23 protein-coding genes are annotated in these 24,681 nt (G+C 38.4%); 14 read left to right on the forward strand and 9 right to left on the reverse strand.

Annotated features, from left to right (window positions below; genetic code table 11):
- Positions 1-102: 102 nt before the first annotated feature.
- A complete protein-coding gene (locus F0919_RS02650) occupies positions 103-2,259 on the forward strand; it encodes a S9 family peptidase (RefSeq protein ID WP_150031164.1) in 2,157 nt (718 codons plus the stop codon).
- A gap of 201 nt (positions 2,260-2,460) precedes the next feature.
- On the opposite strand, the gene F0919_RS02655 is transcribed toward F0919_RS02650, so the two are convergent.
- Together F0919_RS02655 and F0919_RS02660 are read right to left on the reverse strand one after the other, a co-directional pair.
- Entirely contained in the window at positions 2,461-2,661 is a 201-nt protein-coding gene (locus F0919_RS02655) for a hypothetical protein (RefSeq protein WP_150031165.1), read from the reverse strand.
- A 117-nt stretch (positions 2,662-2,778) separates the two neighbouring features.
- A complete protein-coding gene (locus F0919_RS02660; RefSeq protein ID WP_150031166.1) occupies positions 2,779-2,979 on the reverse strand; it encodes a hypothetical protein in 201 nt (66 codons plus the stop codon).
- Between the two features lie 676 nt (positions 2,980-3,655).
- Here F0919_RS02660 and F0919_RS02665 point away from each other — a divergent pair.
- Positions 3,656-4,819 carry a ligand-binding sensor domain-containing protein gene (locus F0919_RS02665; RefSeq protein WP_150031167.1) on the forward strand — a complete coding sequence of 388 codons (1,164 nt, stop codon included), beginning with the start codon at positions 3,656-3,658 and terminating at the stop codon, positions 4,817-4,819.
- 223 nt (positions 4,820-5,042) lie between these two features.
- Here the strand turns inward: F0919_RS02665 and F0919_RS02670 are convergent, their stop codons facing one another.
- A complete protein-coding gene (locus F0919_RS02670) occupies positions 5,043-5,393 on the reverse strand; it encodes a hypothetical protein (protein WP_150031168.1) in 351 nt (116 codons plus the stop codon).
- Between the two features lie 250 nt (positions 5,394-5,643).
- Between F0919_RS02670 and amaB the strand changes: the two genes are divergently transcribed.
- From amaB to F0919_RS02725, 11 genes are all read left to right on the forward strand, one after another.
- Entirely contained in the window at positions 5,644-7,173 is a 1,530-nt protein-coding gene (gene amaB / locus F0919_RS02675; protein ID WP_150031169.1) for an L-piperidine-6-carboxylate dehydrogenase, read from the forward strand.
- Positions 7,174-7,255: 82 nt separating this feature from the next.
- The gene (locus F0919_RS02680; RefSeq protein WP_150031170.1) at positions 7,256-7,885 is read left to right on the forward strand and encodes a TMEM175 family protein; all 630 of its coding nucleotides are present in this window, start codon (positions 7,256-7,258) and stop codon (positions 7,883-7,885) included.
- Positions 7,886-8,025: 140 nt separating this feature from the next.
- Complete coding sequence (locus F0919_RS02685) at positions 8,026-9,039, forward strand: hypothetical protein (protein ID WP_150031171.1); 1,014 nt, start codon at positions 8,026-8,028, stop codon at positions 9,037-9,039.
- Positions 9,040-9,084: 45 nt separating this feature from the next.
- Positions 9,085-9,405: a hypothetical protein gene (locus F0919_RS02690; protein WP_150031172.1), complete on the forward strand. Its 321-nt coding sequence runs from the start codon at positions 9,085-9,087 to the stop codon at positions 9,403-9,405.
- Positions 9,406-9,495: 90 nt separating this feature from the next.
- Complete coding sequence (locus tag F0919_RS02695; RefSeq protein WP_150031173.1) at positions 9,496-10,575, forward strand: PA0069 family radical SAM protein; 1,080 nt, start codon at positions 9,496-9,498, stop codon at positions 10,573-10,575.
- 85 nt (positions 10,576-10,660) lie between these two features.
- A complete protein-coding gene (locus F0919_RS02700; protein WP_150031174.1) occupies positions 10,661-13,291 on the forward strand; it encodes a DUF2339 domain-containing protein in 2,631 nt (876 codons plus the stop codon).
- A 2-nt stretch (positions 13,292-13,293) separates the two neighbouring features.
- Complete coding sequence (locus tag F0919_RS02705; RefSeq protein WP_150031175.1) at positions 13,294-14,562, forward strand: hypothetical protein; 1,269 nt, start codon at positions 13,294-13,296, stop codon at positions 14,560-14,562.
- Positions 14,563-14,636: 74 nt separating this feature from the next.
- A complete protein-coding gene (locus F0919_RS02710; RefSeq protein ID WP_190277235.1) occupies positions 14,637-15,293 on the forward strand; it encodes an outer membrane lipoprotein carrier protein LolA in 657 nt (218 codons plus the stop codon).
- Positions 15,271-15,933, forward strand: coding sequence for a hypothetical protein (locus tag F0919_RS02715; RefSeq protein WP_150031177.1), 663 nt, complete (start codon positions 15,271-15,273; stop codon positions 15,931-15,933). Before F0919_RS02710 ends, F0919_RS02715 begins: the two co-directional genes overlap by 23 nt.
- Positions 15,920-16,294 carry a hotdog family protein gene (locus F0919_RS02720; RefSeq protein WP_150031178.1) on the forward strand — a complete coding sequence of 125 codons (375 nt, stop codon included), beginning with the start codon at positions 15,920-15,922 and terminating at the stop codon, positions 16,292-16,294. Before F0919_RS02715 ends, F0919_RS02720 begins: the two co-directional genes overlap by 14 nt.
- A 323-nt stretch (positions 16,295-16,617) precedes the next feature.
- A complete protein-coding gene (locus tag F0919_RS02725) occupies positions 16,618-17,208 on the forward strand; it encodes a hypothetical protein (protein WP_150031179.1) in 591 nt (196 codons plus the stop codon).
- A 124-nt stretch (positions 17,209-17,332) separates the two neighbouring features.
- Here the strand turns inward: F0919_RS02725 and F0919_RS02730 are convergent, their stop codons facing one another.
- The 5 genes from F0919_RS02730 to F0919_RS02750 all read right to left on the reverse strand — a co-directional run bounded on the left by F0919_RS02730 (position 17,333) and on the right by F0919_RS02750 (position 22,109).
- Positions 17,333-17,722 (reverse strand): DUF3037 domain-containing protein, encoded by a 390-nt coding sequence (locus F0919_RS02730; RefSeq protein ID WP_150031180.1) that lies wholly within the window; start codon positions 17,720-17,722, stop codon positions 17,333-17,335.
- Entirely contained in the window at positions 17,700-18,497 is a 798-nt protein-coding gene (locus tag F0919_RS02735) for a HipA family kinase (RefSeq protein WP_150031181.1), read from the reverse strand. Before F0919_RS02735 ends, F0919_RS02730 begins: the two co-directional genes overlap by 23 nt.
- 126 nt (positions 18,498-18,623) lie before the next feature.
- On the reverse strand, positions 18,624-20,663 hold the full coding sequence (locus F0919_RS02740) for a TonB-dependent receptor (protein WP_150031182.1): 2,040 nt from the start codon (positions 20,661-20,663) through the stop codon (positions 18,624-18,626).
- 73 nt (positions 20,664-20,736) lie between these two features.
- Positions 20,737-21,345, reverse strand: coding sequence for a YdeI/OmpD-associated family protein (locus F0919_RS02745; RefSeq protein WP_150031183.1), 609 nt, complete (start codon positions 21,343-21,345; stop codon positions 20,737-20,739).
- A gap of 80 nt (positions 21,346-21,425) precedes the next feature.
- Positions 21,426-22,109, reverse strand: a complete 684-nt coding sequence (locus F0919_RS02750; RefSeq protein ID WP_235903443.1) for a DedA family protein — start codon at positions 22,107-22,109, stop codon at positions 21,426-21,428.
- A gap of 139 nt (positions 22,110-22,248) precedes the next feature.
- Between F0919_RS02750 and F0919_RS02755 the strand changes: the two genes are divergently transcribed.
- Positions 22,249-24,057 carry a chloride channel protein gene (locus tag F0919_RS02755; protein WP_150031184.1) on the forward strand — a complete coding sequence of 603 codons (1,809 nt, stop codon included), beginning with the start codon at positions 22,249-22,251 and terminating at the stop codon, positions 24,055-24,057.
- Positions 24,058-24,073: 16 nt separating this feature from the next.
- Here the strand turns inward: F0919_RS02755 and F0919_RS02760 are convergent, their stop codons facing one another.
- Complete coding sequence (locus F0919_RS02760) at positions 24,074-24,646, reverse strand: DinB family protein (protein WP_150031185.1); 573 nt, start codon at positions 24,644-24,646, stop codon at positions 24,074-24,076.
- Positions 24,647-24,681: the final 35 nt, after the last annotated feature.

The raw sequence follows: 24,681 nt of genomic DNA on the forward strand, positions 1-24,681 counted from the left end.
TCATATTTTATCACGAAAATCATTTTTAATAATTTTCAGGAATGCTTTCAATCCCCCATAAATTCACCCTTTTTATTAGCGATCGTTTTCTATTTTTGAAACATGAATAAAAGTTTATTATCTGTACTTATAGCAGCAGCAAGCGTTCCGGCTTTTGCGCAGCATCAGCAATTCACCATGCAGGAAGCAACATTGGGCATTAAAACCAATCTGGCACCGCAAAACTTAAAACAACTAAACTGGATACCGGGCACAGATGCTTATGTGTATGCGGTGGGAAGCAAAGAGCAGGAAGCATTGTTAAGAACAATAGTTCCTCAGATGAAGGCGGATACGCTGTTAAGATTAACGGACATCAACAATGGCTTATCTTTGAGCAAGCCTTTAACGGCATTACCTTCTGTTGAATGGATTAAAAGGAATGAGTGTTATTTCAGCGATGGAAATGATTACTACACCGGCACTTTAAAAAACAACAGATGGGAGTTCAGTAAATGGTGCTCCCTGCCTGAAAATGCCGAGAACATACAGGTAGATAATCATTCAAAGCAAATAGCATATACCATCGACAATAATTTGTTTATGGTGGATGTGTATGGAAAGACGCAACAAATTTCAAATGAACCGAACAAGGATATTCTTTATGGAAGCGCGAAGGTGCACAGAAATGAATTCGGCATAGCGGAGGGTATTTTCTTTTCACCAAAAGGTAATATGGTAGCCTTTTACAGAATGGATCAGACAATGGTCAATAATTACCCGATTATTGATTGGAGTACTAATCCGGGGAAAAACACAGATGGCAAATATCCTATGGCGGGAGGCACTTCGCATGAAGTGACATTAGGTGTTTATAATCCCATTACGAAGAAAACGGTTTTCCTGAATACGGGAACGGCGAAAGATCATTACCTGACCTGCATTACGTGGAGCCCTGACGAACAATACATTTTTATTGCCATACTGAATAGGGAACAGAATCATTTATGGTTGAATAAGTATGATGCAAAAACGGGCGCTTTTGTCAACACTTTATTTGAAGAAACAGATTCAAAGTATGTAGAACCACAACATGCTTTAACTTTTTTACCCAACAGTAATAATGAATTTGTATGGTGGAGCCAAAGGGACGGATATATGCATTTGTACCATTACAATACAGACGGCAAACTGATAAACGGGGTTACAAAGGGAGATTGGCTTGTAAATGAAATAGTTGGTGAAAATGCAGGTTCAAAAGAGCTTATCATTACGGCTACAAAGGAATCTGCGAAAGAAAAACATATTTACAGCGTCAACTGGAATAACGGCAAAATGACTTTGCTTGATAATGCAGCGGGGGTTCATACTGCTATTGTAAATGAAGCGGGTACTTATGTTCTGGATAAATATCAAAGTGCTGATGTTCCAAGAAATATCGTTGTAAAAGCAGTTAACAGTAAATGGAATAAAACTATTTTGCAAGCGGCTGATCCGTTGGCAAGCTACGAAAGGCCTAAGATTGAAAACGTTGAACTGAAGGCGGATGACGGCACACCTCTATATGGCAAAATCATTTACCCGACAGGGTTCGATGCCCATAAAAAGTATCCGGTGATCGTTTATTTATACAACGGACCTCATGTACAATTAATTACTAACGGCTTCCCTGCAAGCGGCAACCTGTGGTATGAATACATGGCGCAACACGGTTATATTGTTTTTACAATGGATGGCAGAGGCAGCGGTAACCGTGGCCTGAAGTTTGAACAGGCAACTTTCCGTCAGCTGGGCACAGCAGAATTGGACGATCAGTTAAAGGGCGTGGATTACCTGAAGTCATTGCCTTATGTAGATGCAAACAGGATGGGTATTCATGGCTGGAGCTTTGGAGGCTTTATGACTACTTCGATGATGCTGCGTCATCCGGGCATCTTTAAATGTGCCGTGGCAGGCGGGCCGGTTATTGACTGGAGCATGTACGAGGTGATGTACACGGAAAGGTATATGGACACACCGCAGGAAAACCCTGATGGTTATGCAAACAATAACTTACTTACTAAGGTGAAAAATCTGAATGGAAAATTGCTTATGATTCACGGTGCGCAAGACCCTGTTGTGGTATGGCAACAATCCATGAAGTTTGTGAAAGCATGTGTGGACAATGGCGTTCAGCTGGACTACTTTGTTTATCCCGGCCATGAACATAATGTGCTTGGAAAAGACCGTGTGCATCTGATGCAGAAGATTACGGATTACTTTGATGAATACCTGAAATAAGGTTACATACCATACAAATGGGCAGACAGCAAAAGATAAAATGGAATTGCTGCCTGCCCATTTTCATATAAGGCAAGATATAAAACATATAAAGTCGGATTGACAAAAGCCATCATTCAAGGCGCGATTACTGATTCCGGAAAAGAAAAAGAGCTAAGCCGTCGGACTTAACTCTTTATATTAACCGCCAGTAATGGCGCATCAAACTTTACTTCTTCTTGCGGCGCACAACAAAACATCTTTCTGCAATCGTTCCCTGTCTTCCTCATTCATAGTGCCATTATGTAATGCAGTGAAATATAGCTCGCCTGCTCTTAAAATGTCTTCAATAATTCCGCTGTTAATTGCCGCACAATATTCATCATACAATGATTCTATCTGCATTTCCTCCTGCCCGGACATACATTGGTTTTGTTTAATTATCAATATGCCAAAGCAGCATTCCATGTTAAAGCAGCTAAAGCAACATGAAGTTAACAGGTTTGAATGTCATTAAAGTGAAATAAATCACAAATAAGCTCATTCTATCTTTTTATTAACACAACATAGTAATATATCATTTTGCAATTGCTCTTTATCTGCGTCAGTCATTTCTCCATGCCGCAAAGCATTGAAATATAGTTGACCAAATTTAAGTGCATCATCTGCAATGCTGTTCCTGAGCGCTTGCTCATACCTGTTAAATAAAAATTTCACTTCCGCATTCGGTTCTTCTGACATGGCCCACAAATTTTAAACATATAAGCAACAACATGCATATCGGGATATTGTTGATGAAATATGGCCATTAATAAACGTGGGAAACATAAAGTACTGGATACCGTGCAGTTAATATCCGCTCAGAATAAGTTAAAAAATTCTAACATGAGTTTCGTTGTGGATTTCCGGTAAAGTAAGCCTGTTCTGGCTTAGTATATATTACCTATAGAAGATGCTACTTTATAAAACCTTAATTAAACAACACTGGACTTGTCACACAAAACTTAATTACTGATAATGCTTTTTACTGCTGTAGGATCCGTTGCGACAGACACACTTGATTACCTTTTGATATCTTGAATTATCTTTGGTTCTATGTTTATATTTCCGCATCGAGAAAAAAGGATATCAGAGACAAATTATTGAGGCAAAGGAGAAAGCGTAAAAGAAGTCAGGCAGCAATAGTTTATATTTTTTCCGGCCAATCCTTATAGGTTTTAGAAACCTATAAGGATTTTATAAAAACTTAATTGCAAGTAATGCAGTTTGTCGTCGTTGTATTCAGCTGCGACCGATACAAACAAACAGCCAATTATTGAACTACACTCAATTGTTTGGTTAAGTCTTCTTATAAAATTGATTTATCAGATTACTCCGGGTAAAATATTTTAAATTTACTATTTAACAGCCCTAACCAATGGCACTAACCTTTCAAATGATAAAGAGTAAGGTAAAAAATCCGATCTGTACAATATTAGTACTTGTTTTATTTACGTCTTGTAACGGACAGACAAAACCGTGGCAACCGAATACCGTTGTTGCAGGAAACCTATCATTTACAAGCAAAAAACCGAAGCTTACTAAAACCCAGGGAACAGACCAATACCAGAATGTCCACTGCGGTTTGCAGGATAAAGATGGCAATCTCTGGTTTGGTACAGCAGGTGAAGGTCTTTATCGCTACGACGGAAAATGGTTCACTCAATTTACTGTGGCGGACGGGCTAAGTTGCAATTTTATCAGTTCTCTTTTGGAGGACAAAAACGGCAATATCTGGATTGGAACAAGAGATGGACTTTGCCGTTACGACGGAAATAAAATTACCCCTTTCACTATCAGCAAAGGTTTTATGACTGTAGCAAACAACAATAAGGATTATTATTATTCGGAACAGTCCAAGAAGGAAACAGTATGGGATATATATCAGGATAAAAGCGGAAAGATATGGTTTGGCACCGGAGATGGCCTGTATTGTTACGACGGAAATATTTTTACCCGCTTTTTAGACAATCCGGATGTCATCAACAAAAGCGGCCTTAAACTTAAAATGGTCAGCTCTATTTTAGAAGATAAAATGGGAAACATATGGTTTGCTTCCGGGATGCCTCCGGGACAGGAGGGAATTTGCCGTTATGACGGAAGCAATCTGGTGAGCTTTAAGCCTCAAAATGAAGTTTGGTTTCGTAAAATAATTGAAGATAAAAACAAGAATTTAATCTTTGTCACAAGAATACATGGCGCCTTGTTTTGCGATCCTGCTGCAAATAACTTTGGCGAAACATCTTTTTCCAGTTTCCCTCAGCCTAAAGAATTGCTGAATAACTCGCTTACAACTATTTTAAAGGACAATGCAGGAAATATATGGATGGCATCAGATTATGGAAAGGATATCGGAGATACGCTTGGCGGCGTTTGGTGCTACAGACAGTCTGCTATGGCGAATGAAAAATTATTTACAAAAATCACTAACCACGAAGTTTCTTTTATGCTGGAAGATAAAGAGCATAATATCTGGCTTGGAACAAGGGGCATGGGACTATACCGCTACGACGGCACAACATTGACAAGTTTTTCTGAATGAAATTACCGGTCTGATACAATCATGCCAAATGTCTTTTAGTTATGTTTTTAGTAGAATCCTTATAGGTTTCTAAAACCTATAAGGATTAGCCGGAAAGAAGAAAACATTTACTGCAAAAAAACGGTTGCTCCCGGATAAATGATATTGCCGCTGTTATAAACGAAACTTAATCACTAATAATGCAGTTTACGGTCGTAATATTCCGCTACGACCTATGTTTCTATCAAGACAGACACAAGATTATTCCATTGTCTTTTTGTAAAACCTTGATGACATAAAAATAATCGCTATGCGTTATGCCATAATTACATCCGACGGTTAAATAATCGTACCTGCAACTGAAATAATTACAGTCATCAGTAAAATAATCGAGTAGGCAGGTAGAATAATCAAACAAAACATATAAATAATAATAATGCATCATGCCATAATTACATCCGAAGGTTGCATAATCGTATCTGCAACTGAAATAATTACAGTGGAATGCAGCATAATAAGACCTGACGCTCAAATAATCGGAGTTGACGATGAAATAATAAGAAAAGAAAGGTTTTGAAAGGGTTTTGCATTGCATTGAAAGGATTTGGTAATACGTTGAAAGGGGTCAGCAATTCCCTGAAAGCTTTTTGTTCAATAAACTATGCCGGAGAGAAACAGATTAATTTAGAAATGCTATGGCGGAAGCCGATACGCAACCGAGGGCACAAATAACCTGCATCAATAGTACTTCTATATCCGGTAATCACCTTGCCCGGCTCTACTCTTTTAATTTAAGAATGTTTACCTTTGCGCATCCAATTTCAAAATAATAAAATCAGATAAATATGAATATCAAAAAAGTATTGACTTCATTGGGCATCGAACCTATGAATCCGGGCGCATCTACAGGTACCAAATGGATAAAAGGCGGTGGCGCTGTCATTGAATCTTATTCTCCGGTTGACGGACAACTGATTGCAAAAACAGAAGAAGTCAACGATAAAACTTATAATAAAATCATTGAGAAAGCTCAGAGCGCTTTTACGGAATGGCGTAGCTGGCCTGCTCCGAAACGCGGTGAGATTGTGCGTCAGATGGGTGATGAACTGCGTAAGAATAAGGAAGCATTAGGCAGCCTGGTTTCTTATGAAATGGGGAAAAGTTTACAGGAAGGATTGGGCGAGGTACAGGAAATGATTGACATCTGCGATTTTGCAGTTGGCCTTTCCCGTCAGCTTTACGGCCTGACTATGCATAGCGAGCGCCCTAACCACCGTATGTACGAGCAATATCATCCGTTAGGCATTGTGGGTATTATCAGCGCATTCAATTTCCCGGTTGCCGTTTGGAGCTGGAATGCGGCTCTGGCATGGATTTGCGGTGATGTTTGCGTATGGAAACCAAGCCCTAAAACACCATTGACTGCCACTGCCTGCCAAAATATTATCACATCTGTCCTTAAGAAAAACAATGTTCCTGAAGGCGTAAGCTGTCTGGTACAGGGAAATGCTTCAGGTCCTTTGATGAGCAGTGATGCAAGAGTAGCCCTGGTTTCTTTTACAGGTTCAACGCCGGTAGGCAGAGAAGTTGGTAAAACAGTCGCAGGCCGCTTTGGTAAAAGCATTCTGGAATTGGGCGGTAATAATGCAGTTATCGTTTCCGAACATGCCGACTTGAAAATGGTATTGACCGGAACGGTATTCGGCGCTGTTGGTACTGCCGGCCAACGTTGTACTTCCACACGCAGACTGATTGTTCATGAAAGCCAGTACGACAAAACGATTGCGGTATTGAAAAAGGCTTACAGCCAGCTAAAAATAGGCGATCCTTTGGATTCCAATAACCACGTTGGGCCGTTGATTGATAAGATGGCTGTTGAGAGTTACCTGAATGCCATTGAAAAAGCGAAACAGGAAGGTGGCAAAGTATTGGTGCCGGGTGGTGTTTTAAGCGGCAAAGGCTATGAAAGCGGCTGCTATGTAAAGCCTTGTATTATTGAAGCAAAGAACGAGTATGCAATTGTACAGCACGAAACGTTTGCGCCGATTTTATACGTTTTGAAATATACGGATATCGAAGAAGCTATTGCAATGCAGAACGCTGTTCCGCAAGGGCTTTCTTCTTCTATCTTTACCAATAACCTGCGCGAGGCGGAATTATTCCTTTCTGCAAAAGGAAGTGATTGCGGTATTGCAAATGTAAACATAGGAACGTCGGGTGCTGAAATAGGCGGTGCATTCGGTGGTGAAAAAGAAACAGGCGGCGGCCGTGAAAGCGGTTCTGATGCATGGAAGGCATATATGCGCCGTCAGACAAACACGATTAACTACGGCAGCCAGTTGCCATTGGCACAAGGAATCAAATTTGACGTTTAGGAACTCAAAAAATAAGTATCGGATTTTTTCTTAGATAAGAAAGCACAATTTTTTAAATTGTGCTTTCTTCATTTTTACAGCTATGGAAAATAACAAAGAAAGAAACCTGGAGCTGGAACGGCTCGTGTTTTTCAGCGATGCGGTTGTGGCTATTGCCATAACATTGCTGGCATTGGATTTGAAGATTGCAAAGGCATCAGAAGATCATCTGACCTTTGCCGACATAGCGGCATCATGGCAAAAGTTCGTAGCGTTTTTTCTTTCTTTCCTGATTATAGCTGTCTTCTGGAAAATACATCACGAATTCTTTGTGTACATCAAACAAATCAACGGGAGGTTGCTGTTCTTCAACATAGGATGGCTCTTGTTTATAGTGTTGCTGCCATTTACAACTACGTTAATAAGCGCACATTTCTTTGATAAGCCGGCTATGTTTCTTTACAGCTTTAATATTTTCCTGATAACTCTTTTTCAGAATTTTATCTGGGACTATGCTTCGGATCATCCTGAGTTTATGAAGGAAACGCTGACAACGGAGATTAATAAAGAAAACAGGATGTCCTGCAATATTGCAATGGGAAACGGAGTTCTTGCAATAATACTTTCATTTATCAGTCCGGTTGTGGCCTTTGTTATTTTGTTCACCAGGTTGCTGATGTTCAAGCTTTCGGCAAAATTGAATAAGCGCCCTAAAAGAAAAAGACTGAAATAACAACGCGATATTCCGGTGAGATTGCATCTCCTATTTTCGTCTTCAAAAATTATCATAAATCCTGCACAAACATTAATTTGTGCGGGATTTGCATTTTTGCAAGATGTTATTTTTATAAATACCCTTTAATCGCTTGAAAAATGAACCGTTTGTTATTATTGATGCTAATAGCATTATGCATTTTGCCTGGTTGCAATCTGCCTTTTAAACAGGATACAGCTAAAAATTCCGAGATTGACAAAAACATAAAAAGTGAAGTGCAAAAAACCAACGAAGCATTGATAAATGCTTTAATGGACGGAAACATGAGTTCCTTTAAAAATATTACCAGCGACAAATTAATCGATATAATGGATAAGGACAGATCAGACACCCTTATATTAACCTATGGAAAAGCCATCAGCAATAAGCATTTCAAAGTTTTAGACGAGTTTTACACGAAAGTTCCGTTTGAAAACAAACTGGTAAATATTGAAAACAATTCCAGAAAAGGAATGGAGTATACCCTTTCATATCAGGCACTCAATAAGGAATCTTATACCTCAATGCTTGTGGCAGATGTAGATTCTTTCCATGAAGTGCTTATTACAGTTATTTATGGAAAATACGGCCCTAACTGGCTTATCAATATCATATATTTCAGCGATTACAGTTTCTTCGGGAAAAATGCCAGAGGTCTTTTTGCCAATGCAAGAAGATGCATGAAGGATTCAAATATTGTGGATGCGCATTTGAATATCATGATGGCCCAAAGCTGTTCCAAGCCAAATGGAGAGACGTTAAAATATAAATCTGATTCCGCTATAAACAATTACCTCGATTACATTAATAGGATAGCGGCAGCTAAGTACATCTTTCCTGTTCCCATCATTACAATCGACACCAAACCTGAAATACTTAAGGTAGCACCACAAATTATTTCTAATGCGGGAGTCTTTCCTATGGTGTATTATAAAACGATTGTTCCTTTGAAAGAAATTGCCCGTTTGAAAGCAGAGAATGAATTAATAAGAAAAAGAATAGGCAGTGTTTTCAAAGGAATTGACCAGAATAAAAAGTATGTTATATACAGGGCTTACAATGAAATACCGCAGGGGAATAAGGTTGTAGATTATTATGGGTTTTTAGATGATCTTTCTACAGATAAAGATTAACCTGAGGATGATATATCGTATTTTCGCCTTCAAATTTAAAAAACAATGCAAAGGATACTTTTAACGCTATTCATAACAACTATAACATTTGCTGCCTGTCAGCCCTCCAGGGATACGTACAGAAATGACTTTGTGAAAGGGTGTGTTACAAGTTATGCCAAAGATTCTACTGTCGCGAATGAAAAAGGCCGTCATTATGTGGAGGAATATTGTAATTGTGTGGGAGATAAAATGAATGCAAAAATGAATGCAGACCAATGGAGAACATTTAATAAAAGCGGCGATACGTCTTTATCGCGATTTAAAGATGACATTCAGCCGTGCAAAGATGAATTTGAGCAAAAGGTCAGGAGCCTTAAACAATAATACGCCATCATTTGGCACAGAAAATGGTTAATTTTATGTCTCAAATCAAAAAATGATTTGAGACATTTTTATTACCAAAAGAAGAAAGGAATGATTATGCATCCTGAGGAGAAAGACAATAGTTTTATAAAAGGAAGAGGTGCGCAGATAAACCCCAAAAACCATTTCCTTAAGGGTGAATACGGACAAGACCATGTAGAGGGCATAGATGACTGGGAAGAGAACGAACGCAAAACCCAATATATTTACGATGAAAGCAAGACCATTGTCAATACGGTAAAAAGCCCGGACGTTGGCATGGCTTTTTCCCTCAATCCATATCAGGGATGCGAGCATGGTTGCATTTATTGCTATGCAAGAAACTCACATGAATACTGGGGTTACAGCGCCGGACTTGATTTTGAAAGCAAGATTGTGGTGAAGCACAATGCACCGCAATTGCTCCGCAAATATTTTGAAAATAAAAACTGGACGCCTGCTCCGGTTTCGCTTTCGGGTAATACCGATTGTTACCAACCTATTGAACGCAAGATGAAACTGACCAGACAGCTTCTTGAAGTATGCCTTGAGTTCAGAAATCCTGTAGGCATCATCACAAAAAATGCTTTGGTACTCCGTGACCTCGATATTATACAAGAGTTGGCTAAACTGAATTTAATCTGTGTTTATACTTCCATTACTTCGGTTGATGAAAAACTGAGATTGATCCTGGAGCCAAGAACAGCAAGCTATAAAAGTCGTTTAAAAGTCGTTGAAACACTTAGCAAGAACAATATACCGACTGGTATAATGAACGCTCCGCTTATTCCCGGCCTGAACGATATGCATGTGCATGATACGCTGAAAGCCGCAGCGGAAGCGGGAGCCAAATGGGCGGGCTATACTATTGTACGGTTGAATGGCGCTATCGGAGAAATATTCAAAGACTGGCTTTTCAAAACATTGCCTGACAGAGCCGACAAAGTATGGCACCAGATAGAAGCCTGCCACGGCGGCCAGGTGAATGACAGCAGGTTTACAACGAGGATGCGCGGTGAAGGACAATTTGCAGAAATCATCAGACAACAATTCAAGTTATACTGCCGGAAATTTCATCTGAACGAAAGCAGGTTTGAATATGACTTGTCACAATTCAGGAGATTAAAAGGCAATCAGCTATCGCTTTTCTGATTTACTTAATAATGCATTTCAGTTTACAAATACGCATCGAATAAGCATATTTCCTATCTTTACTTCCATATAAACCTGATTTACAATGGAGGGAGCAATAGTTTTGATAATACTTGTTATTATCGTTATTTTAGTAATACCCATATTTATTGCATCGAGCAGTAACTCAAAAATATCCAATCTCAATAATGAGATTCTTGCAATCAAAAGATACCTGAAAACTTTAAGTGAACAATCTCCACAAAAACCTTCTGGAACCGACCAAGGGGTTAGTGAATTTATTCAGCTGAAGCTGATGATCGAAAAGCTTCAATCGACGCTGGATTCAATATCGTCTGATGTGTCGAACCAACAGACGCCACCGGATGCTGATACACGCTGGCAAAGAAAAGCGGCAGAAGATGTTCCTTCGATTACAATAAATGAAACGATTCCTGAAATCATCAAAGAGCCAACTCCTCCGGAAGAAATTCCAACCATAATTGAACCCGTTGAAGCGGAAGAAAAAACGGAAACAATAGAAACTGGAATACCTGAAGCATTTACAGAACCGGAGCTGATTGAAGAAGAGCCGGTTGCTACATATACCGAGGCAGAACCTGTTACAACGGATGTTAATAACACATTTGAAACGATAGCTGCAACAAACCGGCCTTACGCTCCACCGCCACCCAAAAAGAAAACAGATTTTGAACAATTTATTGGTGAAAAACTCATAAGCATTGTCGGTATCACCATATTGGTTTTAGGAATTTTCTTTTCCGTGAAGTGGGCCATAGACCGGAACCTTATCACAGATGCAGGCAAAATAATGATTGGTATTGTGTCAGGAACTATATTGCTGGGCTTCGCACACAGGCTGGCAAAGAATTACAGGGCATTTAGTTCTATACTTGCAGGTGGCGGTATTGCTGTTCTTTATTTTTCCATATACGAAGCATATCAGGCCTATCAATTGATACCGCAGGCAGCGGCATTTGGTATCATGGTATTCATAACACTCATCACAGTAATCCTTTCTGTTATTTATGATAAAAAAGAACTGGCGATAATAGCTATAGTTGGCGGTTTCGGTACGCCGTTCTTCGTCAGCAATGGCTCTGGAAATTATCAGGTCTTGTTCTCTTATCTGCTGATATTAAATGGCGGCATGTTCGTTCTTGCCAATTTCAAGAAATGGAATATCATTAATATCATTTGCTATGCTTTAACTGTATTGATTTTCGGAGGATGGGCCTTGCATACATTTGATGCAACAAAAGGACAAGCAGCGGACGGCATGTTATTCATCAGCCTGTTCTTCCTTACCTTCTTCGGAATGCACATTATATACAATTTGCGTCATCAGCGGAAATTCGGCTATACGGAAATCGTATTGCTGCTCAGCAATTCCTTCATTTATCTCGGCTTCGGGCTTTACTTCCTGCATTTTATTCAAAACGGGAAATATCAGGGAAGCTTTACGCTTGCTTTGTCTGCATTCAATTTCGTGTTCGCTTATATATTCTATCGCAGAAAGAACATCGACAAAAATCTTGTATTTCTGCTGATAGGTCTGGTGCTCACATTCCTCAGTCTTACCGGGCCGCTGCAATTGGATGGCAATTATATAACATTGTTCTGGGCTTGTGAATTAGTGGTGATGTATTGGATGGGAACCAAAACGGGCATAGCATTATTAAAGAATGCCAGCGTTGTAATATTAGGTTTGACATTGATAAGCCTGGTTATGGATTGGAATAAAGATTACTATTCTGTTCAAATCAATCCGTTGTACATCTTGTTCAACAAAGCCTTCATAACTGCTACAGTAGTATGCTTAGCTATTTTCCTAAACAGAAAATTATTGAAAAAAGATGAAGACAGCACGCTGATGTGGGGATTATTACCAATGCGGTATTATATCAGCTTTATCAATATCCTGTTAATCGTGCTGGTATATGTAAGCCTGCATCTGGAAGTAAGTTATCAGTCATTTGTGCTGACGGGCAACAATAATTTCAAACAAATGATGTTGTGGAACTTCCAGCTGCTGTTTATGATTGTACTGATGTTTATTGTCAATAAAAGAAACAATCCTCATATCAGGCTTTATACAATGGCGGCATTGGCGGCAAGCCTGGTTATTTACCCGATTGGTTTTTATACTGTTATCAGCCTGAGAAATGAACTATTGCTTCAAGGTAAGATGGGACTCTTTTTCTGGCATTATTGTATGCCTTTGCTTGCAATGATTGCAGCATATATGGTTGTTTCATTTGTAAATAAAAATTACAGGAAAACAGACCTGCAATTCAATGCAATGGCATGGGGCATAACAGCAATAATCGTATTTACATTCAGTGCGGAAGCTGTTAATATATGGGTGACTCAATCCTATCAGGTTGGATTTGATGTTCATGGACTTGCCACCAAACCAAATAAAGTTGCGCTTCCGATTATCTGGAGCATTTGCTCTTTGTTATTGATGTTACTGGGTATGCGCCACAGGATAAAAACATTGCGTATCATTTCGCTTGCATTATTCTCACTGACTATTCTTAAGCTTTTTGTGTATGATATATCGAATGTGGGACAAGGTGGAAAGATTGCTGCCTTCATTATACTTGGTGTAATACTTCTGATTGTATCCTTCATGTATCAAAAAATAAAAGGATTGTTTGTTGACAGCGATACTCAAAACGAAACAACGCCTACTGACTCTAATAAAAAATAAACATGAAACGTTTTATAATAATCATTACAACAATAATCCTGCCGATATCCTCGTGGGCCCAGCATTTCAGTAATAAAGCAAAAGTTAATCCTGTTACTGTAAATGCTTTTTATAAGATAAAAATCAATGCTGATGTTGTTGCGTACTGCAATAATCAACTGCAGGATTTGAGGTTATTTGATAATGACGGAACGGAAATTCCGTATCTTTTGAATAAAGAGCATTTATACGAACAACATACCACTTTCAACACTTATTCCTACAATCAAACAAGGGAAGGCAATAAAGACATTATTATTGTTGAAAATAAAAACAGGGATTCTATAGGCCAGTTTCTTTTTGAAATGAAAAATGCGGATGCTTCAAGGCTTATACGCATCAGTGGCAGCGACAATAAAGACAATTGGTTCGTGGTAAGGGATAGCTTCTATTTTGAATCTTACGGAGACAATAATAATACAACTGTCCGTAAATCATTACAGTTTCCTAAAACTGATTACGGATTTTATAAGATAGAAATCAGGAATAACAACAATGAATCGCCGTTGAATATTATACGGATTGGCAATAATGACAATGCTACCATTCCTGCGGTATTCCAACGTGTGAATGGCCTTAGCTATACGGTATCTGACAGTAATAAATCTACTTTTATTCACTTCAAAATCAAACCCGGCAATAAGATTGACAGATTGGCTTTTACTATAGATGCTCCGGAGATGTTCCTTCGTAATGTTATAATAAAGAAATTTATTGCAGCGGATTATTACAGTGATTATTCAGGGTCTTCATCCGGATTGAAAAAGAAGGCAAGAGCCTACAATCCGGTAACAATGGAAGCAGAGCTATCCTCGAATTATGTAAATAATATTGATTGCTCCAATTTCTTAGGTAATGAAAAATGTGATTCATTTATCATTCAAATTGTAAACAAAGATGATGCTCCCTTGCATTTCAAGTCAATCGAAGCCTATCAGCTTGGCACTACTATTACTGCAAAATTAGACAAGGATAAAGCATACTTTTTATATTTCGGAGATTCGTTGCTGACTCCACCGTCTTACGACCTTGTATATTTCAACAAGAATATCCCTTCTGACATTAAAAGTATTGATGTTCAAAACGTACAGTCAAAGCAACAGGAAGACAAAGATGAATATAATGGCAATAAAGACAAGATGATTGTCTGGATTGGATTAGGACTGGCCGGGATAACTATTTTATTGCTGACTATGAATATGATGAAGAAAATGAACAATAGCCAGAGCTGATATGAACTTATATTAACGACTTTATATCATTTCAGGCATTTTAAAGAATTACCTTTGCGGTTAAAATGAAGTACATGTTCAGATATCGTTTTTCAGTTGCGACTTTCATCTTTTTATTCATATCATCCATTGCATTTACAACTCAGGCGCAAGCTCCCAAAGGGTTTTCAGATGTTGTGAATACTATGTCCTTACAATCCTCTCTGGCAAATTCCGCCAAAAGCACGCAAACAATTTCCAGTGATTTCAGTCAGGTGAAGCATATGAAGATGATGAATGACAAGGTAAATTCCAAAGGGAAGTTTTACTTTAAAAGAGAAGATAAGATACGCATTGAATATACCAGCCCGTTTCAGTATTTATTGGTAATGAGTGGCGGACAAATAATGGTGCGCGATGAAAACAAGACCAATAAAATAAATACACGCAACAGCAAAACCATGCAATCTGTAAACAAAGTGATGATGGATTGTATGCGTGGAACGGTATTTGGGAATAAAGATTTCGCGGTTAAAGCATTTGAAAGCAAAACGCAATACATGATGCAATTGACGCCGGCCAATAGCAGTATGAAAAACTTGTTTGCACGTATAGATGTTTATATTGAAAAGGCAGATAACAGCGTTTCAAAATTGGTGATGAATGAAAACGGCGGCGACTATACCGAAATGGTTTTTACTAATAAAAAAATAAACACGACTCTTCCCTATGCGCTATTTAGCATTCGTTAGCTTAATCTTTTGTCTTGCTGCCTGTCATAAGAAAATATATACCAACAGGCAGGAAGTTGCTGCCACCAAACCTTTGACAGCTAATGATTTCAGGCCTGTGTTTGAAAAGGCTTTATATCGTTGTGAGGTGGATGGGAAATTTGCTATCAAAAAATTTCATTTAAGCGGCATATTGTATCTGAAGACTTTAGAAGATAAAAGCACACGCGTCGTCTTCCAATCTGAAATGGGGGCTACCTTGTTTGATTTTGGCTGGGATGAGCATGATTCCTTCAAGGTATATTCCATCATTGACCAGATGAATAAAGCAGCTTTGATAAAAACATTGAAAAAGGATTTTGAATTAATCCTTGTGAAGCATATTAAAAAACAATCAGAAGGGCAATATACTTTCGACAATAATCCGGATTTGTTTTACACTAAATTCAATCTTGAGAAAGGTTTTGTTTATTATGTAACTAATAAGAAGAACGAATTGACAGGTATCGAAAATGCTGACGATAAACAAAAAGTGATATTGATGGATATTGCAGCGGGTACTGCTTTAAAAACATTGCCTGAAAGCATAAAGATTAAACATCTCAAAGCAAACTTTACTATCAACTTAAAAAGAATAATTCCTGAGAATGTTGAAGAATAATTTTTATACTATTCAGTTATTGATTCCTTCGGAACAAGGCCTTTCGGCTGTCATTCATATAAATCCCGACCATGAAATATTCAAAGGACATTTCCCGGACAAGCCGGTTGTGCCGGGAGTTTGCATGATTCAGATAGTGAAGGAATTGCTGGAAGAACAACGCTCCTCTTCTTTATTATTTCAAAAAGGAAATCAAATTAAATTTTTACAATTATTAGTTCCTGTAAGGGATGAAAACATTGAAGTGAATGTTAGCTGGAGGGAAAATGAAACCGGGTTTCAAACGACTGCTGATTTTAAGAAAGAAGGTGTAGCAATTTTTAAATTAAGTGGCGTTTTCACAAGCGTTAATGAGATTTGACAAATTTAAAAAGTTGTCAAATCTTTTTCAACCATTTGGAAAATATTATTTAAACCAAAGCTTTACTCTAAAGTAAACTTTAGTTGATTTTATATGGCATTAGCATTCTTTTAAAACTACCAACTTCACAGCCCATCTTGTCATTCCGCAAGTAATCTATGTGGGTGCTATTTTAGATTCCTCCGGAATGACAAAGAACGAGTATGAAAAAGCAGAAACAATTATAATTCTTTAAACAGCTTTTAAGTAAAGGGAATCTTGTAACATTAAAATTGAGTAGAAGTTTTTCTCAAATTTCGCAGCAATATAAACTATAAATATCCATGAGAAAATTAGAAAGAATATTATTGATTACAAGCGTTTTAATGGCTGTAATAAACTTATTTGGGTTTCCCGGCACAACTCTTTTCATGACAATCTCCTATTGCTCGCTGGCATTTATTTATATGTTTATTAGCGTAATAAGCTTAGGTAAGCTTGGAATAGGTTTAATAGTAACTAAACCACTTGTAGTTGAATATGCTTCTGACAATTCTATTTTCCCATCAATAAAAGCACCAAATAATTCTGTATTTAATCCCGTTGGATGGAAACAAAAAGTTGCATTGTTTCTTGTTTGCTATTGCCTTTCTGTTATGGCATTAGCTATTTTATTCCGAATGAGCTATTGGGCTGGCTCTTCTCTTATGCTTACGTTTGGAATAGCGCAATCAGTCATTATATTGATTCCTGTTATTATTAAACAACTAAGTAAGCCCTCTTTATTCTATAAACAGATGCTTATAAGGCTTTCAATATTCTCAATTATTTGTGTTTTGCTGCTAATGCTACCTGCAAACTTTTTTATAGATATCAAATACAGAAACAACCCGAAAATGTTACAGGAAAGATCAGGACATGATCCTAATCAGTAAAAGAAAGAGTAAAAAATAAGTTCTGTCATTAAACAATTCAATCATCATTCCGTAAAGAATCCATGTGGGTGCTATTTTAGATTCCTCCGGAATGACAAAGGACGAGTATGAAAAATCGAAATGATTATAACACCAATTCTTCAAACAGTTTTTCCAAAGTTTGTACGGCATCATAGGTACGTCCGCTGTGAACCGCTGAGGTTTGAATAATGGTGCTTCTTTTTGCAGTAAGCCATCTGAAACGCTCTGCTAAAGGCAGGTTCGCAATCTTACCGGCCTTTGAATCGCCTGCGCAAATCTGTTCAAAGGACTGCAGGTTTTGTTTGATGGTTGCAATGCACATCTCGTCATTTTTGAAAATCGCCTTCAGTTTTTCTTCGTCCAGCACATATTTAACACCTGCAAACTTTTGCTGTTTACAAAATAATATCACACCGATATTTATAAATTCTTCACGTTCTACCCGAGGTACTAAACGTAAGACGGCGTACTCATATAAGGTTCTCTCTTGCATGGGCTACCTGATTTATAAAATTATCACTATGATTTATTCTGTTCATCAAAAACTGAACATATACTTTCCTTGAATCGTTTGCACTGAGATTCATAGCCTCATCCGTCAGCCATTCATCAGGAATGCTTCCAAGTATGGATTCAAAAACCCGTTCCGTAAGTATGCTTTTCATTTTTGTATTCACATCTGTAACATTATCCGCTTCCGGCAACAATACATGGTCTTTAATCTGAACGAATGGCTTTAATGCCATCTCTTGCCAGTTATCCCAACTATGATGGAAATACAATGCTGCGCCATTATCAATCATCCATAATTCCTTTTGCCAGATAAGCATATTGGTATTGCGTACGGTTCTGTCAACATTCATGAGAAAGGCATCGAGCCAGACTACCTTATTGGCTTCTTCAGCACTTATTTTAGTTACATTCCGGTCAAAGGTAATAGCGCCTTTAAGATAGTGCATGCCCAGGTTGATGCCGACACTGAACTTAATCAAATCCTGAATTTCTTCATCAGCTTCCGCTCTTGCAAAGTCTTCATTCAAATCGGCAATAACCAATTCAGGGATACGCAAACCTACTAATCGTGTAATAGCCGCACCTATAACTTCTGCCACCAAAGCTTTACGCCCTTGTCCGGCGCCTTTGAACTTCAACACATATAGAAAATCATCGCTGCAGCTTACAATTGCAGGCATGGAACCACCTTCGCGAAGCGGCGTTATATACCGCGTCACTTCTACTTCACGTAGCGTAAAATCATGCTGGTTCATAATAGCTTTGTATGGTTGCAAATGTAATTAATTAAATGCCTAATGGATTATCCTGATTGAAAACCCCATCCCGACCTCCCCCAAAGGGGAAGGGGACATGAGAAAAACATGATTAATAATAAAGGCTTAATAAATACCCATCCTCAACTGCAATGAAAAGTTCCTGCCGGGCATAGGTCTTGCATTTACAACCTGATAATCAGTATTAAAAATATTTTGAAGCTGGCCTATCATCTGCAATTTATATTTTGATAGTAATATCGCGTAACTTACCTGAATATTGGCAGTAAAATAAGGGTCTAAGTATTGGGATTCATCAACCGTTACAAATCTGTAACCGGTATAGGTCTGGTTCCAGTTTACAAACAAATTACCTTTCCATTGAATGCCAAAATTGCCTTGAGCATTGTATCGTGGCGTATAAGGAATTTGCTTACCTATACTCCCGTCGCCCGGCAGATAAGAAGCTTCGGTTGTTGATAAAACGTAGGTATAATTCAAGCCAAGATTGAATTTGAATTGTCCGGCGCTATAACTGATTCTGTTATTGGTTTCAATACCGCGGCTATGTACTTTGGCGATGTTATGCGGCGTCCATATAGCGCCACCCAGCCAATAAATCCAGTCCTGAATATTCCGGTTAAAGCCATTCAACTCATGTAAAAACAGGAATGCCTTTTTATCATTATAATTATGTTTGAACTGAAAAGTATAACCTGCATCCTGGCTCCAGCCTTGTTCGGGCTTCAAATCGGGGTTCCCACCCGGGAAATAATACAATTCATTCAATGTAGGGATACGGTAAGTCCTTTGTACATTACCTCTGATGAGCAAGGATATCAAAGAACTGTTTTCTTTTTTATTTACTTTCTTGTCATTTAACAAAGCAAAGCTTACACCAGCTCCCGGCAAAAGCGGTGCCGTCGTTCCATTCACCCATTCCTGCCTGAAAGAGGCATTTGCTTTAAGCCTGCTTTGCATGCCTTCAAAACTATATGCCGCCGCAATCGCAGGTCTGAACTGGGTTTCATTACTGCTTATATTGTTGCCTTCTGCTAATGCAAATTGCATCGGAACAAAAATCAACACCTGATGCACAGCAGGCTTCATCCATGTTTCTCTCATTTGTTTATCAGGATTATTCAGGCGATATTTAAAACCTGTTTCCTGATACACCTGATGAACATTGTTCCTGTTGTCCAATGACACAGCGCTATCTTCATAATGTAAGGACTCTTTATTGTAAGAACCTTTTACGTAAAACGTACTTCTTCTTGTATTCTTTTCATAGCCCAACAATGTTCTTAAAGATGCGTCCTTTTGTTGCTTGTCAGAAAAAGATTCAAACATTGCGGGTGGAATTTCACGGTCATAAGTTTGCCACCAAAGCTTACCATATATTCTTTCATTATTTTGGGCATTCCATTTTTCTTTCAGGTTGTAATCAACAGACAGTAAAGCTCCCCCACCCTGCAATGCAGCATTTTCAAGCCTTTTATTGTTTCCCGATTCATCTTTATAAGAAATATCGTTAGTAGCTTTCTGATAAAATCCATTTAAATGAACAGTCCATTTTTCATTCTGGAAAGAAGTATTCAATCCCAGGTTTTGAGAACCATAACTGCCGACGCCTGCAGTTATACCAATATTTTTCTTTGCAGTAAAATCTGGATATTGATTATCCAGCAATAAAGCGCCGCCTACATTCCCGCTTCCATATAATGCAGCAGAGCTTCCATATTTTAATGTAATATCACTGAACAGGCCTGTTTGCAATAAAGACAAATCGGCAACGCCTAAAGCGGGATTCATGATTGGAACGCCATTCCACAGAACAGCAGATTGCGCTGCTGAAGCACCGCGCAATGAAAGCGTAGCCATGCTGTTGACGCCATAAGATTTTATAAAAACGGAGGTTTGTTGGGATAAAAGATTGGCAAGCGATTGCGATTCATATAAATCTTTATATTCTCTTCCAATGGTCTGAAAAGATTGAGTAGCACTGAAATCGCTTTTCTTATCAATCGCAGTATCTTTTATCAATGTAGTTCTTATCTCCACTTCCTTCAAGGTATCATTCCGTTGCTGTGCAAAAAGAGGATTGGCACAACAATGGAATAAGCTGAACAGAACAATTATTAAAGTAGTTTTAGGCAGTGCATTCACTGCGCAAAAGTAAATGAAATGTATTGAGATTCATGAAGCATTTACTGATTGAGCGATGCGGTTTAATCTGGATTTACTGATATTTCCAATGCCTGGGCTTTCCTTCCGCCAGCCATTGCAACGCTTGTTCCATGCGCTTTAGCCTTGTTTCTTCTCGTTTGGCTTCCGTTATCCATTCCAGGTATTCTTTGCGATGAGATGCGGAAAACTTTTCGAAAGCCGCTTTTGCTTTCTTATTTTTATTTAATGCCTCCTGAAAATAATCAGGGACTTCCATTTCCGTTGCTGCTTTTTTTGGCGCCTTTTTTACTTTAACACCTTCGTCCGTCAGTTTCATGGATTCCTTAATATACTGCGCCATGACTTTATCGGAAGGCAAATTTTTTAATGAAGTAATTTTCCCTAAAGAACCGGCAGCATTTTTTTCATCTTTTTGTATAATGCCTAATGGGTCGGCCATTATGCCGCCTAACCAAAAGCCGAATGCCATGTGTTGTTTGAAAGAAGCCATGTGAAACTGCGGCCGTTTATTGTACTCAAAATGAGGGAAGCCCCATTTAATGGTTTCTTCAACATCAGGACAATGTTTATGAACCAATTCCCTCAGATGATTCAATACAGGCTGTGCAAATGGTGCGGCCTTTTCAATATAGGCATCTACTCTCGGGTCGTAAACAGACATAATCTTTAATTTAATAATGCCTAAAAATAAAAAATGCCATGAAATAAATCATGGCATTTCTGAAATTATATTTGAAGAGCCTATACTATGTCTGTGGCTTTCTTTTTACCAAAAATCATTTTCAACAAAACCGGTGCGGTTGTAATTAAAACAAGGCCGATGATAATAACTTCCAGGTGTTCCTTCACCCATACATTTTCGCCAAGCACAAAACCCAATACTATCAAGCTTGTAACCCAGGCAATTGCACCTAAAACATTATAGAAGGCGAATTTCTTAGCATCCATTTTCACTACGCCTGCCACAATCGGCGCAAACGTGCGCACAATAGGAAGGAACCGCGCAAATATAACGGCACCGCCACCTTTCTTTTCATAAAATTCATGAGCCTGATGTATGTGCTTCTTCTTGATAAGCCAAGTATCCTGCCTTTCAAAGAGCAGCGGTCCGGTTTTCTTGCCAAACCAATAGCCTACAAAGTTTCCGATAATCGCTGCAATTGTAATAAGTATAATCCAGAAGATAAGATTTACGATATGGTTTTCAGTGGGAAAATGAACCTTTGAACTTCCTGCAATAACAACACCTGATATAAATAAGAGAGAATCTCCCGGAAGGAAAAAACCAACCAACAATCCTGTTTCTGCGAAAATAATAAAAGCGACAAGGAATAATCCGCCATGCGCTGTAATCCAATCGGGATTCATCAATGTGGCCTTGATAGGGTCGTACATCTGATGGAAAAACTCAACTATAGAATGCATAATTTTAAATTAGAGCCTGCAAGATACTTTAAAAAATGTTAAGCATTTTAGCAATACAATTAAAAAACCTTTTTGTGTTTACCTTTGGACCTCCTGCCTAAATCCTGTTGCTATAACGTAGCACCTATAAATAAATTGCATGAATCCCAAATTGTTATCCATTGTTACAAAACTCAATTACTGGCGAAAACAAAAAATTTCGAAAGCGAATTTTCTGATTGTTGCTGCAGCCGTAGTCGGCATTTTAGGGGGTATAGCAGCATCTTTATTAAAACAGCTTACACATTTCATAGAGGATTCATTACAGAACGATTTACACTGGAAATATAAATATTACCTCTACCTTTTCTTCCCTTTGATGGGCATATTCCTGACGCTTCTTTATGTCAAAACCTTTATCAGAAAAAGTAAATTCCAACATGGTCTGACACCGATATTGTACAGCATTTCGCGTGATTCGAGCAAAATCAGTTTTCATAATATTTACTCGCAAATCATCAGCAGCGCTATCACCGTTGGTTTCGGCGGCTCTGTTGGTCTGGAAGCTCCTATTGTGTTCAGTGGTTCTTCTATCGGCTCTAATATCGGCAGGTTTTTTGGATTAAATTACAGGGAAGTTACTTTGTTATTGGCTTGCGGCGCCGGAGCGGGTATTGCGGGCGCGTTTAACAGCCCTATTGCGGGTATGGTTTTTGCAATAGAAATTTTATTGCCCACTTTTTCCATACCTGTTTTTATACCATTACTGATTGCAGTTGCCACGGCATCTGTCGTTTCAAAAATATTTTACCCAAAGCCGTTATTTGTTCTGGTTACAGAAGGCTGGCATATGAATGCACTTGTTTTTTATGTCCTGATGGCGATAGGCATCGGCTACTTCTCTGTTTATTTTTTCAAGCTGAATTTCTTCATTAAGAAACAATTCGGCAAAATCAAAAATCCATATAATAAAGTCTGGATTGGCGGTATCATCATCGGTTTGCTTATTGCACTTTTACCTGCTTTGTATGGCGAAGGTTATGTAACGATTCAGGCATTACTTAAAGGAAGATATACTTCTTTATTGGGGAATTCCATCTTTTCAGATTTCCAATCCAATCCCTGGTGGCTCATCGGTTTTGGGTTATTGACTTTGTTTGGTAAATCATTTGCGTCTTTGTTCACTATCTATGCAGGCGGCAATGGCGGTACCTTTGGGCCAAGCCTTGTGATGGGTGGTCTGTTCGGATTCCTGTTCGCATTCACAGTGAATCATCTGGGCACTTTGCTTCATCTGGATACACCTCAACTGAACATCACCAATTTTATAGTTGTTGGCATGGCAGCGTCTTTAAGCGGCATCATGCATGCTCCGTTGACAGGTATTTTTCTTATTGCGGAAATTACAGGAGGTTATGCGCTAATGGTTCCGTTAATGATTGTTTCTGCCATTACTTATTTCATCAACAAAGCCAATACCAGATTTTCCATTTATACCAAAACGCTTGCTGACAGCGGCGAACTGATGTCGCACGAGCATAAAGACGGTAATATTCTCCGGATGATGAAATTGAAATATCTGATTGAAAAAGATTTCGTTGTTCTGAAACCGACTGATACGCCCAAAAGCAGAAGTCATGACATTATCCATACGCAAAAAAATATTTTTCCTGTAATAGATAATGACGGCATTTTATTAGGAACGGTAAGTACTGAAATTTTATTGGAACTATTGGTAAATAAAGATGAAGAAGGCATTAATAAAACGATGCAAACTATTTTTCAACCTGCCCCTGACTATATCAGCATCAATACCGATATGTTTGAAGTGATGCAAAAAATGGATAGTCAGAACATCCGTATTTTCCCGGTTGTAAATGATAATATGGAATATCTGGGCTTCGTTTCAAAATCGGGAATTATGAACAAATACCGTGCTTTGCTGAAAAGAGACAGCGATTTTATGTAAAAAAATTATTGCTTCTTTATATGTCCAGCTTATATTGATTTTCGAAAATAGTGTCGAAGGCTTCGATGGCCTGATTCAGATGCCTTTGTTCATGCGTCACAATAATATCAATAGCTTTTTCCAAAGTATAAACCACACTTTGATTTGCAGGTGAAGCTATAATGGTGTCTTTCTGAATTTTGTCTTGTAAGTTATCAATCCATGTCTTCAATATCGTCTGCTGCTTATTGAATTCTTTCAGAACATCACCCTGAACCTTAGCCTGGGAAGGTTCCCAAATAGAAAATGTTTTCAGCTTTTTCCGGCGGGAGGGTGCTACACTTTTAAGTATGAGCTTGCCCATTACATTTACCAGTAAAGGAATTTTGGCAACAAAAGGGGGCTTGTACGTTCCCTGTTTTACCTGATTAAATAGGGGAAAATAACTTTCGTTCACTACAATCAGATGTTGCAGGTTTTCTGCTACGGACCAGCTTTCTGCATTGGGTTTACGTGTTATTTCATCTTTGCTTAAATCGGCAAAACGTTCTGTAAACTCTCTTGTAACATGGTCAATCTTCTTATTCCATTCCTGAATTTTGGAGGTCATTTCCTGTCGGTTAAATTTGGAAAATCGGTTTTGTT

Source organism: Taibaiella lutea (assembly GCF_008629695.1).
Taxonomy (GTDB): Bacteria; Bacteroidota; Bacteroidia; order Chitinophagales; family Chitinophagaceae; genus Taibaiella; species Taibaiella lutea.